The sequence below is a fragment of the Diaphorobacter sp. MNS-0 genome, assembly GCF_019602835.1.
GTDB classification, from domain to species: domain Bacteria; phylum Pseudomonadota; class Gammaproteobacteria; order Burkholderiales; family Burkholderiaceae_C; genus Diaphorobacter; species Diaphorobacter nitroreducens.
Genome location: NZ_CP080761.1, coordinates 2476334 through 2492115, shown reverse-complemented (window position 1 = coordinate 2492115; position 15782 = coordinate 2476334). Strand labels below are relative to the sequence as shown.

The 15782-nt window shown below is 66.4% G+C and carries 16 protein-coding genes and 1 pseudogene; 3 read left to right on the top strand and 14 right to left on the bottom strand.

Annotated elements, in window-relative coordinates; all coding sequences use genetic code 11:
• Positions 1 to 156: 156 nt before the first annotated feature.
• Complete coding sequence (locus tag K2L43_RS11870; protein ID WP_220637618.1) at positions 157 to 972, bottom strand: helix-turn-helix domain-containing protein; 816 nt, start codon at positions 970 to 972, stop codon at positions 157 to 159.
• Positions 973 to 1077: 105 nt separating this feature from the next.
• Here K2L43_RS11870 and K2L43_RS11865 point away from each other — a divergent pair, with 105 nt between their 5' ends.
• Together K2L43_RS11865 and K2L43_RS11860 are read left to right on the top strand one after the other, a co-directional pair.
• A complete protein-coding gene (locus K2L43_RS11865) occupies positions 1078 to 1509 on the top strand; it encodes a hypothetical protein (protein ID WP_011805941.1) in 432 nt (143 codons plus the stop codon).
• A 211-nt stretch (positions 1510 to 1720) separates the two neighbouring features.
• Positions 1721 to 2683: an IS110 family transposase gene (locus tag K2L43_RS11860; RefSeq protein WP_370632952.1), complete on the top strand. Its 963-nt coding sequence runs from the start codon at positions 1721 to 1723 to the stop codon at positions 2681 to 2683.
• Between the two features lie 16 nt (positions 2684 to 2699).
• Here the strand turns inward: K2L43_RS11860 and K2L43_RS11855 are convergent, their stop codons facing one another.
• The 12 genes and pseudogenes from K2L43_RS11855 to cyoA all read right to left on the bottom strand — a co-directional run bounded on the left by K2L43_RS11855 (position 2700) and on the right by cyoA (position 13037).
• Positions 2700 to 3584: a plasmid replication/partition related protein gene (locus K2L43_RS11855; RefSeq protein ID WP_220637617.1), complete on the bottom strand. Its 885-nt coding sequence runs from the start codon at positions 3582 to 3584 to the stop codon at positions 2700 to 2702.
• A gap of 148 nt (positions 3585 to 3732) precedes the next feature.
• Positions 3733 to 5109 (bottom strand): tRNA 5-hydroxyuridine modification protein YegQ, encoded by a 1377-nt coding sequence (yegQ, locus tag K2L43_RS11850; RefSeq protein WP_011805939.1) that lies wholly within the window; start codon positions 5107 to 5109, stop codon positions 3733 to 3735.
• A 326-nt stretch (positions 5110 to 5435) separates the two neighbouring features.
• Complete coding sequence (locus K2L43_RS19090; protein WP_370632951.1) at positions 5436 to 5594, bottom strand: hypothetical protein; 159 nt, start codon at positions 5592 to 5594, stop codon at positions 5436 to 5438.
• Between the two features lie 3 nt (positions 5595 to 5597).
• Positions 5598 to 5654 (bottom strand): annotated as a pseudogene (locus tag K2L43_RS19230) (hypothetical protein); the annotation flags it as partial.
• On the bottom strand, positions 5651 to 6079 hold the full coding sequence (locus K2L43_RS11845) for a glutathione S-transferase family protein (RefSeq protein WP_253940022.1): 429 nt from the start codon (positions 6077 to 6079) through the stop codon (positions 5651 to 5653). The pseudogene K2L43_RS19230 and the gene K2L43_RS11845, both read right to left, overlap by 4 nt.
• Positions 6080 to 6190: 111 nt before the next feature.
• Positions 6191 to 6724 carry a response regulator transcription factor gene (locus K2L43_RS11840; RefSeq protein WP_011805937.1) on the bottom strand — a complete coding sequence of 178 codons (534 nt, stop codon included), beginning with the start codon at positions 6722 to 6724 and terminating at the stop codon, positions 6191 to 6193.
• The gene (locus K2L43_RS11835) at positions 6714 to 8054 is read right to left on the bottom strand and encodes an ATP-binding protein (RefSeq protein ID WP_220637616.1); all 1341 of its coding nucleotides are present in this window, start codon (positions 8052 to 8054) and stop codon (positions 6714 to 6716) included. The genes K2L43_RS11840 and K2L43_RS11835 overlap by 11 nt, the downstream gene beginning before the upstream one ends.
• Positions 8051 to 8860 (bottom strand): SURF1 family protein, encoded by an 810-nt coding sequence (locus K2L43_RS11830; RefSeq protein ID WP_011805935.1) that lies wholly within the window; start codon positions 8858 to 8860, stop codon positions 8051 to 8053. The genes K2L43_RS11835 and K2L43_RS11830 overlap by 4 nt, the downstream gene beginning before the upstream one ends.
• 11 nt (positions 8861 to 8871) lie before the next feature.
• Complete coding sequence (cyoD, locus tag K2L43_RS11825) at positions 8872 to 9291, bottom strand: cytochrome o ubiquinol oxidase subunit IV (RefSeq protein ID WP_103738440.1); 420 nt, start codon at positions 9289 to 9291, stop codon at positions 8872 to 8874.
• Positions 9292 to 9927 carry a cytochrome o ubiquinol oxidase subunit III gene (gene cyoC / locus K2L43_RS11820; RefSeq protein ID WP_220637615.1) on the bottom strand — a complete coding sequence of 212 codons (636 nt, stop codon included), beginning with the start codon at positions 9925 to 9927 and terminating at the stop codon, positions 9292 to 9294. It lies immediately after the preceding gene.
• Positions 9920 to 11926, bottom strand: coding sequence for a cytochrome o ubiquinol oxidase subunit I (gene cyoB, locus K2L43_RS11815; protein ID WP_220637614.1), 2007 nt, complete (start codon positions 11924 to 11926; stop codon positions 9920 to 9922). Before cyoB ends, cyoC begins: the two co-directional genes overlap by 8 nt.
• A gap of 61 nt (positions 11927 to 11987) precedes the next feature.
• Complete coding sequence (cyoA, locus tag K2L43_RS11810; RefSeq protein WP_103738438.1) at positions 11988 to 13037, bottom strand: ubiquinol oxidase subunit II; 1050 nt, start codon at positions 13035 to 13037, stop codon at positions 11988 to 11990.
• A gap of 311 nt (positions 13038 to 13348) precedes the next feature.
• Between cyoA and K2L43_RS11805 the strand changes: the two genes are divergently transcribed.
• Entirely contained in the window at positions 13349 to 14680 is a 1332-nt protein-coding gene (locus K2L43_RS11805; RefSeq protein WP_220637613.1) for an MFS transporter, read from the top strand.
• A gap of 122 nt (positions 14681 to 14802) precedes the next feature.
• Here the strand turns inward: K2L43_RS11805 and tolA are convergent, their stop codons facing one another.
• Complete coding sequence (gene tolA / locus K2L43_RS11800) at positions 14803 to 15774, bottom strand: cell envelope integrity protein TolA (RefSeq protein ID WP_220637612.1); 972 nt, start codon at positions 15772 to 15774, stop codon at positions 14803 to 14805.
• Positions 15775 to 15782 lie beyond the last annotated feature (8 nt).

Genomic DNA, 15782 nt, shown 5'->3' with positions numbered 1-15782 from the left:
GCGGGGGTTTTCTTTTGCTCATTAATTGATAGCTGTTGGCGCTTGCTGGTGCTGCGTTAGCGGCCATTTTCACTTAAATGCTCGCGCCGCGTGTGCCCGAGCAACGGGGGATGTCGCACGCCGAGACCGTGGTCACGACCCGGGAGACGGTGCCGTTCAGGCCGCGGCCAGCGCGCGCAGTGCGGCGGCGCTGGCGTCGTCGGCGGGGAAGAACGTTTCCAGCGCCAGCTCCTGCAGCGTCACGTCGACGGGCGAGCCGAACACCGTGGTGGTGCTCACCAGCTGGAGCGTGCCGGCCGGCGTGCGGAACTCGAACGGCATGAGCACGCCCAGGTGCTCGCCCGGCATCGGTGGGCTGGCAGGCGGCAAAGGGTAGGCCTGCAGTTCCTGCAGCAGGGCGGCCAGCACCGGGTCGTTGCTCTCGTGGATCTGCTGGCGCAACCGCTCCAGCAGGTGCGCGCGCCATTGCGCCAGGTTGGCGATGCGCGGTGCCAGGCCCTCCGGGTGCAGGCTGAGGCGCAGCACGTTCACGGGCGGCTGCAGCAGCTCGGCGTCCACGCCGGACAGCAGCAGGGGCACGATGCGGTTGGCCATGAGCAGGTTCCAGTGCCGGTCCATCGCCAGCGCCGGCCAGGGTTCGTGGCAGTCCAAAATGCGCTGCACCGCCGCGCGCGCATCGGCCATCTCGGGCGCATCGAGCGGGCGTTCGCGGTACATCGGGGCATAGCCCGCGGCCACCAGCAGCGCGTTGCGCTCGCGCAGGGGCACGTCCAGGCGATGGGCCAGGCGCAGCACCATGTCGCGGCTGGGGCTGGCGCGGCCCGTTTCCACGCAGCTCAGGTGGCGCGTAGACACCTCGGCCGCGTGTGCCAGGTCCAGTTGGCTCAAGCGCCGGCGCTGGCGCCAGTGGCGCAGGCGTTCTCCAAAAGGCGCGGGTGTCGATAGGGCGGGAGCGTGGTGCATGGCCTGCATGGTAGGGTCGGCCGCGCGGCGTGGGCATGACCTGTCAGGTCATGGACGCGCAGCCGCCGCGTGCCGACGATGCAGGCCATGTTCAACCCCTCAGGAGATCACACCATGGCCTTCATCGATGCTTTCACGTCCCCCGGCGGCCTGCGCCGCGTGCTCTGGGCCGATGCCGCCGCAGGCGCCGGCATGGCGGCGCTGCACCTGGCGGCGGCAGCGCCGCTGGCTGAATGGCTGGGCATGTCGCCCCGGTTGCTGTTGGCCAGCGGCTGGCTGCTGCTGCCTTTCGTGCTGCTGGCCGGGTCGCTGGCCCTGCGGCGCGAGGCAGCCGGCGGCGCGCTGGCGCTGCTGGTGGCGGGCAATTTCCTGTGGGTGCTGGCCAGCGCAGTGGTGCTGTGGGGTACGACGTGGGTGACCGGCGGCTGGGGCCAGGCCTATGTGGCCGTGCAGGCGGTGGCCGTGCTGGCCCTGGCGGAACTGCAGTGGATGGCGCTGCGCCGCGCACGCGTGGCGGTGCAGGGCGTGCGCGCGGCAGTCTCCTGACGGGCGCTTGTATCTTTAAACCAGACCAGCGCGGTAGAGTCTGAACGCCGTTGAGGCGGCCAGACCGGCCCGTGCAGTTTGGTAGGCGCTGGGGTGATAGAGCCCGTGACTGAGTACAGAACGCATGGCCGCCGCGCTGGTCTTCGTGAAGCCCGAACGGTTACGCGCGCCTTGATTGAGCGCGCATGCACAAGCAAGGGATCTGAAGATCATGTCTGTTACCTCAGTGACGGTGGGCATCGACGTGGCCAAGGCGCACGTGGATGTCTGTGTGCTGGGTGCCAAGAGCAGCGCCCAGCGGTTTGACAACGATGCCGAAGGCCACTCGGCGCTGGCGGCTGTCCTGCAGCCCCTGGACGTGGGTCTGGTGGTGATGGAGGCCACCGGCGGCTACGAGGCCGCGTTAGCGTGTGCCCTGCAGGCCACAGGCCTGCCCGTGGCGGTCATCAACCCGCGCCAGGCGCGCGACTTCGCCAAATCCATGGGACGCCTGGCCAAGACCGACGCGGTGGATGCGCGCACGCTGGCCGAGCTGGCAGCGGTGCTGCTGCGCCGCGACGATCTGCAGCGCTTCTTGCGCCCCCTGGCCGATGAGCGCCAGCAGTGGCTCGCGGCCCTGGTCACGCGCAGGCGCCAGTTGCTGACCATGCTCCATTCGGAGCGCCAACGGCTGCAGATCACGCCCAAGAAGCTGCACGCCAGCATCGAGGCCATCGAGGCGGCGATCAAGGCGCAGCTCGATGAGATCGAAGAGCAGATGGTCACGCATGTGCGCGAGCACTTTGGGGAGCTCGACACGCTGCTGCAGTCGGCTGCGGGAGTCGGCCCGGTGGCCAGTGCCACGATGATTGCCGAGCTGCCAGAGCTGGGCCGGCTGAACCGGCGCGAGATCGCTGCATTGGTGGGCGTGGCGCCCATGGCCAATGACTCCGGCGGCAGCAAGGGCAGGCGGCGCGTACAAGGCGGGCGCTTCGAGATCCGCCGCGTGCTGTACATGGCAACGCTCACGGCCACCCGCTACAACCCGGCCATCAAGGCCTTCTACGAGCGTCTGAAGGCCGCTGGCAAGTTGCCCAAGGTCGCCCTGGTCGCTTGCATGCGCAAGTTGCTCACCACGCTCAACGCCATGGTGCGCACTGGAAAACCTTGGGACAAGTCGCTTCATTGCGCTTGACTTCGAAGACGGTTACTCAGCCCTGCTCGGCCAGCAGGTCTTGCAGGGCCTTGACCTGTTGGCGCAGGCGCTCGTTTTCGGCCTCCAGTTCCGCCACGCGCTGCTGCAGCTTTGCGGTGTCGGAGGCGGCCGTCGATTCCGGCCCGGCGGTGCCGTCGGCCTCCGTTGCGGCGGCATCGGCCTTTGGTTTTTTCTTGCCATCGCGCACGCGCTTGGCGGCCTGCTTGAGTTCCTGCGCGCCGCCGGCCGCGGCGCTCTTTTGCTCGTCCACCGGCAGGGTGGCCACCACGGCTGCGGCGTTCAAGGACAGTTCGCCCGACTTGACGGCGGCCACCACTTCCGGCGCTGCGTTCTGGTGGATGGTCTCGATGGCCTTGACCTGGGCTGCCGTCAGGCGGGCGGCGCGGGCCAGGGCCTCGCGCGTGTCCAGCGCGTCTTCGGGCACCTTGGGCACGCTGGCCAGCGCCTGGGCGACGACCGGGTCGGTGTCACCCTCCCACGGCGCTTGTTCAGGCGCTTGGGCGGCCTCGGCCTTGGCAGCCACCACGGCGGCGGCGGCCGCGGCGCGGCGCTCGGCAATGATCTCGCGCTTGCGCAGTGCCAGCACGCCGCGCTGGAACTCCGACACGCTGCGCCGCCCCAGGTGCTGGTCGATCATCCACAGGTGCACGTCCTCCATGTTCTGAAAGCGGGTGTTCTGCACCGTCTGGAAGGGCAGGCCGTGCTTGTGGCAGATGCCGAAGCGGTTGTGGCCGTCCACGAGGATGTTGCCCCACAGCACCAGCGCGTCGCGGCAGCCCTCTGCGAGGATGCTGCGCTCCAGCGCGTCGTGCTCCTCGGGCGTGAGCGGGTCGATGTAGGCCTTGAGTTCGGGCAGGACGACGATGTCTTCAGGATTCATGGGTTCTTGGTATGGGGCGGGGCAAGAAATGGGCAAAGGCCCCGCCGGGGCCTTTGCAAAAAGAGGAGCTGCTCGCGCTTGATGGCTGGGCGTTTTGGTATCAAATCTACCTGAAACGCCCTGTGGACGGGCGCTGCCAGCTATGGTTTCAGGAAGGCTGCAGCAATCGCGCGATGAGCGCGCCTTCCACCGGGCCGTCGATCGGAATGCGCACACGCAGCGGATTGCCCGGCGCCACCTGCACGCTTTCGCCGTCCAGTTTGAACATCTGCGTGAGCTGCACCGTGCGGTTGCCGCTGGGGTGGATCACCTCCAGCGTGTCGCCCACGGCGAAGCGGTTCATGGTCTCGACCTCGGCCATGCCGTCGGCGTAGCCGCGCACCTGGCCGACAAAGTGGGCGCGCTGCAGCACGCTGTTGCCGGTCTCGTAGTTCTGGTAGTCGTTGGCCGGGCGGCGCTCCAGCAGGCCGCCGGTGTAGCCGCGGTTGGCCAGGCCTTCCAGCTCGGTGATCAGGTGCGGGTTGAACGGGCGGCCCGCCACCGCGTCGTCGATCGCGCGGCGGTACACCTGGGCGGTACGCGCCACGTAGTACAGGCTCTTGGTGCGGCCCTCGATCTTGAGCGAATCCACGCCGATCTTCACCAGGCGCTCCACATGCTCCACGGCGCGCAGGTCCTTGGAGTTCATGATGTAGGTGCCGTGCTCATCCTCCATGATGGGCATCAGTTCGCCGGGGCGGCCGATCTCCTCGATCAGGTAGACCTGGTCGGCCTTGGGGTGGCGCTGGCCGCTGCCGCAGGTGCTGGTGAACTGGCTGTCGGCTTCCTCGCGCGCCTGTTCGAAGTTGAAACCCTGCTCCATGGACGTGGCCAGCGCTTCGCCGGTGTTGGGGTCCACCGCCGCGTCGTGGGTCTTGTATTCCCAGCGGCAGGCGTTGGTGCAGGTGCCCTGGTTGGGGTCGCGCCGGTTGAAGTAGCCGCTGAGCAGGCAGCGGCCCGAGTAGGCAATGCACAGCGCGCCGTGCACGAAGACCTCGATCTCCATGTCAGGGCATTCCTGGCGGATCTTCTCGATCTCGTCCAGGCTCAGTTCGCGCGAGAGGATGATGCGCGACACGCCCGCCTTCTGCCAGAACTTCACCGTGGCGTAGTTGGTGGTGTTGGCCTGCACCGAGAGATGGATCTCGGTCTCGGGCCACTTTTCCTTGACCATCATGATCAGGCCGGGGTCGGCCATGATGAAGGCGTCGGGCTTGCACTCGATGACGGGCTCGATGTCGCGCAGGTAGGTGCGCACCTTGTCGTTGTGCGCGATCAGGTTGCTGGTGACGAAGAACTTCTTGCCCCGCGCGTGCGCCTCCTGGATGCCCTGGGCGATCTGCTCCAGGCGGAACTCGTTGTTGCGCGCACGCAGGCTGTAGCGCGGCTGGCCGGCGTAGATGGCATCGGCGCCGAAGTCGTACGCCGCACGCATCTTGTCGAGCGAGCCGGCGGGCAGCAGCAGTTCGGGGGCTTTGAGGGTCATAGCCTGTAATTTTCGCTGATGTGCGGGGTGAGGGTGGGGCGCGTGGGTAATGACCGGGATGGGGTCTTTGGGGCGGTTGCTTTGCGTTGTCGGCGGTGGCAGCTGGGAGGATTAGGAGGGGTGTGTGACGTAGGGTTGCGAGGCTGGGGCGATAGCGGACTGCTCGCTGGTGGCGGAGTTTGGCACCCAGCGGCTTGTGCCGGACGCGAATCCGACGCGACGAACCTTTGCTCAACGCCGCGTGCGCCCGGCTTTCCCTTGGATATTGGAGCCATGAACAGGTATATCCAAGACGAGGGCCTGTTCACATTCCGTGCCAACAGGCCCTAGCTTCGTGGCATCGCCTCGAGATCGCTCGGGGCGGCGGCACGGAAGGCGGGCAGCGCTTCACAGTGTTCGGCCAGTGAGATCAGCGCGGCGTGGACGGACGGTGACAGCACTTCATCCATCCGGTCCTGCATGTACCAGATCAGCGTGGTGATCATGACATCGGCATGGGTGAGTACCGCCCCGCAGGCATACGGTGTGGCAAGGCGTTTGGTCAGTTCGTCGAGACCAGCGCGTGCCTGGCCAAGGCAGCGATCCAGCCAGACGGCGCTGCGGTGTTCGGGGGGTGAAAGTGCCTCTCGTACACCACAGCCGCGACCTTTTCGAGGGTGCCTTGCGCCAGTGCCGTCATCTGGAGAACGCGCCGGCGTTGGGGGCCGGAGCGGGGGATCAGCGCCGCGTCGCCTGCCTGCTCATCGAGATGATCCAGGATGGATGCGCTGTCGATCAGCACTTCGACATCGTCGAGGACGAGGGCCGGGATGCGGGTCAGCGGGCTGATCCCCCCGATTGCTGCCGCATCGCCAAAGATGGATCGCGTATCGCGGGTGAAGGGGATGCCGTAGTGATGCAGCGCGATGGCGACACGGCGCGTGACGGGGCTGTCATATTGGCCGACGAGGATCTTGGGCAGGTCTTCCATCTCAAACAACGCGCTTCAAGCATCCTGAATGTATACGGCGACAGCCTCCCCATCAGTCGCCCTTCGTAAAGGCAGGCTCAGGCCGATGACAGCCCATGCGCGCTCAATGCGCTAAACCCGCCGCTTGTCCAGCTTGCGCGTGAGCGTGCGGCGGTGCATTCCTAGCCGCCGTGCGGCTTCGGAGATGTTGAAGCCCGTCTCGGCCAGCACTTCGTGGATGCGCTCCCACTCCAGCGTCTTGATGGAGCTGGCGCGGTTGGTCAGTTCCACGTCGGCATTGCCTTCGGTAAGGCCGAAGGCGGCCTCGATATCGTCGGTGTTCGATGGCTTGGCCAGGTAGTGGCAGGCACCCAGCTTTACGGCCTCGACGGCGGTGGCAATGCTGGCGTAGCCCGTGAGCACGACGATGAGCATGTCCGGGTTGGCCGCGTGCAATGCCCGAACGCAGGCCAGGCCTGTGGCCTCGCCCTTGAGCTTGAGGTCCACGACGGCATAGTCGGGCGTGTGCCCGGCCAGCAGTGCTTCGGCCTGTGCCAGGCTATCGGCGTGCAGCACGCGGTAGCCGCGCCGCTCGAACGAACGGGCCAGCGTGCGCGCGAAGGCCTCGTCGTCTTCCACGATGAGCAGCAAGCGTTCAGCGTCCATGGTGCGTGGGTGTCTCCTGCAACGCAATCGCGGCCAGCGGCAGCGTGATCGTGACCTGGGCGCCGCCGCCCGGAAGGTTGCGTGCCTGCACGGTGCCCCCCAGGGTGCGCGCCACGTTCATTGCCAGGAACAGGCCCAGCCCGCCGCCGGGGCGGCCCTTGCTGGACTGGTAGGGCTTGCCGAACTGCGACAGCATGGCCGGCGCGAAGCCGGGGCCATTGTCTGTGACGGTAATGCGCAGCAGGTCTTGATCACGCTCGGCCACCAGGCCGACCCGGTGGGGCGATGCGTCGCGGGCATTGTCCAACACATTGAAAACCATTTGCTGCAGCGTGACATCGGACACCATAGGGGTGTCCTGGCCGAAGCGGTTGTCATAGGTGAACTCGTCAACCGAGCGCGTGGCCTGCCACTCGCTGGCGAGTGAGTCCAGGAATTGACACACGGTGGTCTGCGCCGATGCCTCGCCGCGCGTCTCGCCGGCGGACATCAGGATGCCGCTGACGATGGTCTTGCAGCGCTGCACCTGCGCCTGCATCTCGGCCACGTCTTCCTGCAGCGCGGGGTTGGCGGCCAATGCAGTGTCACGCTTCCAGTCCCCCAGGATCACCGCCATGGTGGCCAGCGGCGTGCCTAGCTCATGGGCCGCGCCTGAAGCCAGCAGCCCCATGCGCACCACGTGCTCTTCCTCGGCGGCGCGTTGACGTATGGCGGCCAGACGCGCGTCCCGCTGGCGCAGGTTCTGGCCGATGCGGCTGATGAAGATCACCACCAGCGCCGCGTTGAGCATGAAGCACACCAGCAGGCCCAGCACGTAGGGACTGCCCAGCCCGCGCGCGAAGTCGGGCGCCAGCTGCAATGGCACGCTGTAATGCGCCAGCAGCGCAAAGCAGGCTGCGGTGATGAGCACCATGGTCCAGATGTAGGCGCTGCGCAGCAGCGCCGCGCCCAGCGCCACCTGCAGCAGGTACAGAAAGACGAATGGGTTGCGGATGCCCCCGCTCAGATATAGCTGCACGGTGAGCACGGCCACGTCCACCAACAGCGCCAGAAACAGCTCCACATTGCGCACGCCGCGGCCGGTGCGCCAGCGCACGAAGCTCACCGCGTTGTAGAGCACCAGGCAGCCCACGACCATGAGCATCTCGCGCAGGGGCAGGGGAAGTTGCAGCACGTAGTGCGCCACCTCGATGGTGAACACCTGGCCCACCACGGCGATCCAGCGCAACTGGATGAGCTGGTGCAGGTTTTTCAGCCCGGCCGCGGCATCGGCCGAGCGCGCCTTCAGGGCGGGCGGGGAGGAGGGGGTGGAGTTTGCGGATGCGGTCATCGGGAGCGCAAGGTGGCACGCAGGCGAAGCTCGTAGCGTGCCACATACGCAGCCGCTGCCGCCACCATGGCGGCCAGCCCAAACCAGGTGATGGCATACACCAGGTGGCTGTTGTGGAAGCGCACAACCGTCAGTCCCGGGCGGGGCCAGGGACCGGCGGTGGTGGAAGTCTCGGCATCCATCGGCGCTGGGGCGTTCGCGTCGGGAATGCCCGCGTCGATGAAAAACGGGGCCGCAGCGTCCAGGCCTTGGGCCTGGGCGATGGCCGCCACGTCGCGCGAATGCCAGCGCTGCGCCCCGGGGTCGTTGCGGCGCAGGAAGCCGCCTCCGGGCTCGCTCATGCGCAACAGGCCCTGCAGCTGTACGGTTTCGCCTTCCTGCATGCCGGGGCCGCCAGCGGCCCACTGGGCGCGCTGCGCCTGGGGGATGAAGCCGCGGTTGACGAGCACCTGGCCGCCGCCGTCCAGCTGCAGCGGGGTCATGACCCAGAAACCCGCGCCGAGCGCCGTGGTGGCCTGGGTCAATACGGTTTTGCTGGCCAGCCAGCGACCCTCAGCCTGCACAGGCTGGTATTCAAAGCCAGCCGCATCCACGCCAGGCCACTGCGCGCGCGCGGGCAGCGGCACGGGCGCGGCATGCAGACGCTGCTCTACGCGTTCCATCAGGGCCAGCTTCCAGGTGCGCCGCTCCACCTGCCACCAGCCGAGGGCACAGAACACAACGAACAAGGCGATGCCCGCCAGAGCGAGCACCGCCATCGTCAGGTTGGAGTGCGCGCGGGTGCGCTGCGGCTCCGGGGCGTGCATGGTCGGAGCGGTCAAGGCGCCTTCGGCTGGTGTGCCTCGCTGCCCTGGTGCTGTGCGGCCATGGGGTTGGCGTGCGCGGGCATCATGTTGGCGTTCATGTGGAACATGACCCACAACGTGCCGATGATGGTCACTGCCAGGAACACGATGGTGAAGATGGTGGACAGCATCGTCCAGCCGCCCTGGATCTTGCCGTTCATGTGCAGGAAGTACACCATGTGCACCACCACCTGGACCATGGCGAAGATGCCCAGCACCAGCACGGCGGTGGTGCGGCTCTGGATCACGTCGGCCATGACCAACCAGAATGGGATCACGGTGAGGATCACGGCGAGGATGAAGCCCTTGACGTAGTCCCCCTTGGTGACGTGCAGGTCGTCATGGTCGTGGCCATGGTCGTCGTGGCCGGCGTGAATTTCGTGTGCGCTCATTTACAGCACCCCCATCAGGTACACAAAGGTGAAGACGCCGATCCAGACCACGTCCAGGAAGTGCCAAAACATGGACAGGCAGTTCAGGCGGCGCTTGTTTTCATGGATCAGGCCGTGCTTGCTGATCTGAATCATCAATGTCACCAGCCAGATCAGGCCGAAGGTCACGTGCAGTCCGTGCGTGCCCACCAGCGTGAAGAAGGCCGACAGGAACGCGCTGCGCTGGGGTGTCGCGCCCTGGTGGATCAGGTGTGCGAACTCATACAGCTCCACGCCCAGGAAGGCCAGGCCCAGCAGGCCGGTGACGGCCAGCCAAGCCAGCGTGCCGCGCGCGTTGCCCGCCTGCTTTTGCAGCATGGCAAAGCCGAAGGTGATGGACGACGTCAGCAGGAAGGCCGTGTTGATGGCCACCAGCTTCAGGTCGAACAGCTCGGCGCCCGTGGGGCCCGCGGCGTAGCTGCGACCCAGCACGCCGTACGTGGCGAACAGCGCTGCGAAGATGAGACAGTCGCTCATCAGGTAGAGCCAGAAGCCCAGGGACGTGCCGTTCTCGGGGTGGGGCTCATGCGCGAGGTGGTACTCGCGCGGTGCCAGGGCGGCGGTGCCGCCCGCTTGGAGGGTGTGCGTATTAGACATGGGCTGCGGCAAGCTGCTTGGTGCGTGCGTCTTCCGTGGCGGCCACTTCGGCTGCCGGAATGTAGTAGTCACGCTTGTAGTTGAAGGTATGGATGATCGAGGCCAGCACGGTCGCGGCGAACGAGGCGATCGCCAGCGGCCACATGTGCCAGATCATGGCGAAACCGAACACGGTGGACAGCGCGGCGATCACCACGCCGGCGCCAGTGTTGGCGGGCATGTGGACGGGCTGGAAGCCGGTCAGCGGGCGCTTGTAGCCGTGCTTCTTCATGTCCCACCAGGCGTCGATCTCGTGCGCCACGGGCGTGAAGGCGAAGTTGTACTGCGGCGGGGGCGAGGAGGTGGCCCACTCCAGCGTGCGGCCGTCCCAGGGGTCGCCGGTCACGTCGCGCAGCTGGTCGCGCTTGAGGTAGCTCACGAACAGCTGGATGAAGAAGCAGGCGATGCCCGCCGCGATCAGGCATACGCCCACCGCGGAGATGATGAACCAGATGTGCAGCGAAGCGTCTTCCACATGGTTGACGCGGCGTGTGATGCCCATCAGGCCCAGGATGTACAGCGGCGTGAACGTGACCCAGAAGCCAGTCAACCAGAACCAGAACGATGCCTTGCCCCAGGACTCGATCAGGCGGAAACCGAAGGCCTTTGGGAACCAGAAGTTGATGGCAGCGAACACGGCGAACACCACGCCGCCGATGATCACGTTGTGGAAGTGCGCGACCAGGAACAGGCTGTTGTGCAGCACGAAGTCGGCCGGGGGCACGGCCAGCAGCACGCCAGTCATGCCGCCGATGGCGAAGGTGCACATGAAGCCCACCGTCCACAGCATGGGCACGCTGAAGCGGATGCGGCCCTTGTACATGGTGAACAGCCAGTTGAAGATCTTGGCGCCCGTCGGGATCGAGATGATCATCGTGGTGATGCCGAAGAAGGTGTTCACGCTGGCGCCCGAACCCATGGTGAAGAAGTGGTGCAGCCACACCAGGTACGACAAGATGGTGATACACACCGTGGCATACACCATGGAGGTGTAGCCAAACAGGCGCTTGCGGCTGAACGTGGCCACGATCTCTGAGAACACGCCAAAGCACGGCAGGATCAGGATGTACACCTCGGGGTGGCCCCAGATCCAGATCAGGTTCACGTACAGCATGGGGTTGCCGCCCAGGTCGTTCGTGAAGAAGTTGGTGCCCAGGTAGCGGTCCAGGCTCATCAGTACCAGCGCGGCCGTCAGCACTGGGAACGATGCCACGATCAGCGCGTTGGTGCACAGCGCGGTCCAGGTGAACACGGGCATCTTCATCAGGTTCATGCCCGGCGCGCGCATCTTGATGATGGTGACGATCAGGTTGATGCCCGACAAGGTGGTGCCCACCCCCGCAATCTGCAGGCCCCAGATGTAATAGTCCAGACCCACGCCAGGGTCCTGCGCCCCGAGGTTGGACAGCGCCAGCCAGCCGGAGGTGGAGAACTCGCCCAGGAACAGCGAGATCATCACCAGCACGGCGCCGCCGGTGGTCATCCAGAAGCTGAAGTTGTTCAGGAAGGGAAACGACACGTCGCGCGCGCCGATCTGCAGCGGCACGAGGTAGTTCATCAGGCCCGTGACGAAGGGCATGGCCACGAAGAAGATCATGATCACGCCGTGGGCCGTGAAGATCTGGTCGTAGTGGTGCGGCGGCAGGTAGCCCATGCTCTCGCCCACAGCCATGGCCTGCTGCAGGCGCATCATCACCGCGTCGGCGAAGCCGCGCAGGAACATGACCAGGCCCAGGATCATGTACATGATGCCGATCTTCTTGTGGTCGATGGAGCAGATCCAGTCGCGCCACAGCGGGCCCCACAGACGGAACTTGGTGAGGCCGGCCAGCATCACGATGCCACCCAGGACCACCGCGATGAAGGTCCACAGCACGATGGGCTCGTGCGCCATCGGGATCGAGTCCCAGGTGATGCGGCCCAACAGCCAGTGGGCTGGGGTAGTTTGTTCAGACAACATATCGAATCTCTTGGCTAATGGGCCCGGCGCCGGCTTGGCGCCCGCGTCGGGTCCGTCAAATTCACTGTTGGGTGGTGGCCTCGGGGAGGGCGGCTGCGGGTTGCAGCGCGGCCAGGATCTGTGGCGCGTTGCCGGCGGTGCATACGTCCTGTGGCAGCGTCAGACCGTTGGCTTTGACGAAGGCTTCGCCGCCGAGCGCGTCGATAGCCATCATGTCGTGCATGCACATCTGCCCGTCTTCCACGCAGCGGTTGAGCACCTTGCCGTACAAGCCCGTTTCCACGGTAGAAAAGCGCTGCACGGGGTCGCGCTGGCTGGGCTTGGCCAGTTGCAGGTAGGTGGTCTTGTCCAGGGGCTTGCCTTCGGTCTTGGCCTTGTCCACCCACTGGGCGAACTCGGCATCGCTCAGGCCGTGGAACTTGAAGGTCATGCCGGAGAAGCCGGGGCCGCTGTAGTGCGAGGCAAGGCCATGGAACACGCCGGGCTTGTTGATGATGGCGTTCAGCTCGGTCTGCATGCCAGGCATGGCGTAGATCATGCCGGCCAGGTCGGGCACGTAGAACGCGTTCATGGTGGATGTGGCGGTGAGCTTGAACAGGATCGGGCGGTCCACAGGCGCGGCCACCTCGTTCACCGTGGCAATGCCCTGCTCGGGGTAGAAGAACAGCCACTTCCAGTCCATGGCCACCACCTGCACTTCCAGCGGTTTGACGTCGGCGGCCAGCGCGCGCTGGGCGTCGATGCGGTCCAGGGGGCGGTAGGGGTCCAGCTTGTGGGTAGCGATCCAGGTCAGCGCGCCCAGGGCAATGATGATCATCAGCGGCACGCTCCAGATCACCAGCTCCAGCGAGGTGGAGTGGTGCCAGTCGGGGTCGTACTCGGCGTCGGTGTTGCCCTGGCGGTACTTCCAGGCGAACAGCAGCGTCAGCAGGATCACCGGCACGATGACGATCAGCATCAGCACCGTGGCAGTCACCACCAGGTTGCCCTGCTGGGCAGCGATATCACCCGCCGGGTTCAATACAACGGCCTTGCTGCAACCAGCCAGGCTGGCTGCGGCCAAAGCCGCGGCGAGCCAGGTGGGCCCGCGGAGTTTCTTCAGTTGGAGCATTGCTAGGCGTGTCAAAAAGCGTGCACGGCCTTGCGTCGCGCGGGCGGGCGCGGCGCTAGGTGTAAACGCGAATTACTGGACGGAGACGAATGTAATACGCCTAGCGCATTTGTCGATTGGACATTTTGTCCAGGGTCAAGCTTATGGCGTGATGGCAGGCCGTATGCGGCCTGCGGGCGCGACCATGGCGGCGCGGATGGCCGACTGGGCGTGAGGGTTTTCCCGCGCGGGACGTCAGTGTAAGCGTACTTGTTGACCGCGGGGCTTGCGTGTAGAACGGAGCTGTGTCTGCAAAGCCAAGGAGTACGGTCATGAGTAGCGGTTCCGTCGCATACCCCGTTTACGGCCCCGAGAGCGCGGCATCGCTGTCGCGCGCGCACACCGACGAAGACGTCACCCCGGGCGAGATCGCCGTGGGCGTGATCATCGGGCGCGCGTCGGAGTATTTCGACTTCTTCGTATTCGGGATCGCCTGCGTGCTGGTCTTCCCGTCGCTGTTGTTCCCCTTCATGTCGCGGCTGGACGGCACGCTCATGGCCTTTGCCATCTTTGCCATCGCCTTCATCGCCCGGCCGCTGGGCACCGCCATCTCCATGGCCGTGCAGCGGCGCTGGGGGCGCGGCACCAAGCTGACGCTGGCGCTGTTCCTGCTGGGCGGCTGTACGGTGAGCATGGCTTTCCTGCCCAGCTACCAGGTGGCGGGGCTGGCAGCCGCTGGGGCGCTGGCGGTGCTGCGCTTCGGCCAGGGGCTGGCGCTGGGCGGCTCCTGGGACGGGCTGCCGTCGCTGCTGGCGATGGCCGCACCGCCGGAGCGCCGGGGCTGGTATTCCATGGTGGGGCAACTGGGCGCGCCCGTGGGGTTTGCATTGGCCGCCGGGTTGTTCGCCTACCTGTACGGCAGCCTCTCCAGCGAAGAATTCCTGGCCTGGGGCTGGCGCTACCCGTTCTGCGTGGCCTTTGCGATCAACGTGGTGGCGCTGTTTGCGCGGCTGCGCCTGGTGGTGGGGCAGTCCTATGCCGAATTGCTGCAAGAGAAGGAACTGGAGCCCGTGGGCGTGGCCCGCGTGATGCGCGAAGAGGGGAGCAATGTGGTGCTGGGCGCCTTTGCGGCACTGGCCAGCTTCGCACTCTTTCACGTGGTGACGGTGTTCCCGCTGTCGTGGTTCGCCCTGTTCTCCGACCGCTCCATGGCCGAGGTGCTGTGCGTGCAGATCGCCGGCGCATTCCTGGCCATCGGCGCGGTGGTGGTGTCGGGGCGGTTGGCCGACCGCATGGGCCGGCGCAACCTGCTGGGCTCCATGGCCGTGCTGATTGGCCTGTTCAGCCTGGCCACGCCCTGGCTGCTGGGCGGTGGCGCGGTGGGCGGCACGGTGTTCCTGCTGCTGGGCTTCGTGCTGCTGGGCCTGTCGTACGGCCAGGCATCGGGCACGGTGACGGCCAACTTCTCCACCCAGCACCGCTACACCGGGGCGGCACTGTCGTCCGACCTGGCCTGGCTGATCGGCGCGGCCTTCGCGCCGTTGGTGGCCTTGGGGCTGTCGGCACGTTTCGGGCTGGGGGCGGTGACGCTGTATCTGCTGTCGGGCGTGGTCTGCACACTCGGCGCGTTGCGTATCAATCGCCTCATCGAGCAGCGCAGCTGAGTTCGATTGGCTGTCGGTTGTTATCGAAAATGATAGCTGCCGGCGCTTGACTCAAATAGGTTTCACGGTGTTTTCAATTTGAAACCATTGAGGGACAAGCGCAGGCAGCTCTCTTTTTTGCTTCAGTCGCGCGGGCGGAAGCCGATCACCAGGGACGACGGCACGCGGCCGTCCACGTCGCGCGGCAGGGTTTCCGTGCGGTGCAGCGCACGAATCACCGCGTCGTCCCACGCCTTGTTGCCGCTGGACTGGGTGATGCGCGCGCCGACGATGGTGCCGTCCGGAGCGGCGCGCACCTCGACCTCGGCGCGCGGGTTGCCCGAGATGGTGTCGGGATAGACGATGTTGGGGCGCACCTTGGCGGCCACCTTGCCACCGTAGCTGCCCGAGGGGCCGGAGCTGCGCTGCGCGGTGCCCGTGGCGGTCTCGCCGCCCGTCGCGCCTGCCAGCCCCTGCATGCGGCGCAGGTTCTCCTGGCGGCGCGCCTCGGCCTCTTTGGCTTCACGGGCTTCCTCGGCCTTGCGGCGCTTGTCCTCGGCCAGCTTCTTCTGTTTGTCCTGCTCGGCCTTGGCGGCCTTCTCCTTCTCGGCCTTTTCGCGTTCGGCTTTCTCGCGCTCGGCCTTCTGCTGCGCCAGTAGGCGTTCCTTCTTTTCCTGCTCCAGCCGCTCGCGGCGCTCTTCTTCCTTGCGCTCGCGTTCGCGCTTCTCGCGCTCCAGTTGCTGTTCGCGCTTTTTCTTTTCTTCTTCCAGGCGCTTCTTCTGCTGCTGCAGGGCGATGTCGGCCTCGCGCGTGTCGGCTTGCTCCGGACGCGGTGGTGGCGGTGGAGGCGGCGGTGCGGGCGCGGGCTCAGGTGCGGGGGTAGGGGCCGGAGCAGGGGGTGGGGGCGCCTCCACGGCGCGCGGCGCCGCTTGCTGGGGGACGGCGGACCAGAGTTCGGCCTCCACCGCCGGTTGGTCGGAACTGCTCTTCCAGTTCACGCCCCAGGTCAGCGCGCCAATCAGCGCGGCATGGGCGAGTACCGCCAGGGCGATGGCCCGCATGCGTCCGGGCGGGCGGGGCGGGGCAAACTGGTCGCGGTCGTTCGTGGCGTGCATTAGATCGT

Bases quoted from the DNA above. Each gene is read 5' to 3' on its own strand.
- K2L43_RS11855 (WP_220637617.1), bottom strand. From the start codon at position 3,584: ATGAATCCTGAAGACATCGTCGTCCTGCCCGAACTCAAGGCCTACATC.
- K2L43_RS11870 (WP_220637618.1), bottom strand. From the start codon at position 972: ATGCAGGCCATGCACCACGCTCCCGCCCTATCGACACCCGCGCCTTTT.
- K2L43_RS11840 (WP_011805937.1), bottom strand. From the start codon at position 6,724: ATGGACGCTGAACGCTTGCTGCTCATCGTGGAAGACGACGAGGCCTTC.
- yegQ (WP_011805939.1), bottom strand. From the start codon at position 5,109: ATGACCCTCAAAGCCCCCGAACTGCTGCTGCCCGCCGGCTCGCTCGAC.
- cyoB (WP_220637614.1), bottom strand. From the start codon at position 11,926: ATGTTGTCTGAACAAACTACCCCAGCCCACTGGCTGTTGGGCCGCATC.
- K2L43_RS11860 (WP_370632952.1), top strand. From the start codon at position 1,721: ATGTCTGTTACCTCAGTGACGGTGGGCATCGACGTGGCCAAGGCGCAC.
- K2L43_RS11845 (WP_253940022.1), bottom strand. From the start codon at position 6,079: ATGGAAGACCTGCCCAAGATCCTCGTCGGCCAATATGACAGCCCCGTC.
- tolA (WP_220637612.1), bottom strand. From the start codon at position 15,774: ATGCACGCCACGAACGACCGCGACCAGTTTGCCCCGCCCCGCCCGCCC.
- cyoD (WP_103738440.1), bottom strand. From the start codon at position 9,291: ATGAGCGCACACGAAATTCACGCCGGCCACGACGACCATGGCCACGAC.
- K2L43_RS19090 (WP_370632951.1), bottom strand. From the start codon at position 5,594: ATGATCACCACGCTGATCTGGTACATGCAGGACCGGATGGATGAAGTG.
- K2L43_RS11865 (WP_011805941.1), top strand. From the start codon at position 1,078: ATGGCCTTCATCGATGCTTTCACGTCCCCCGGCGGCCTGCGCCGCGTG.
- cyoC (WP_220637615.1), bottom strand. From the start codon at position 9,927: ATGTCTAATACGCACACCCTCCAAGCGGGCGGCACCGCCGCCCTGGCA.
- K2L43_RS11835 (WP_220637616.1), bottom strand. From the start codon at position 8,054: ATGACCGCATCCGCAAACTCCACCCCCTCCTCCCCGCCCGCCCTGAAG.
- K2L43_RS11830 (WP_011805935.1), bottom strand. From the start codon at position 8,860: ATGCACGCCCCGGAGCCGCAGCGCACCCGCGCGCACTCCAACCTGACG.
- cyoA (WP_103738438.1), bottom strand. From the start codon at position 13,037: ATGCTCCAACTGAAGAAACTCCGCGGGCCCACCTGGCTCGCCGCGGCT.
- K2L43_RS11805 (WP_220637613.1), top strand. From the start codon at position 13,349: ATGAGTAGCGGTTCCGTCGCATACCCCGTTTACGGCCCCGAGAGCGCG.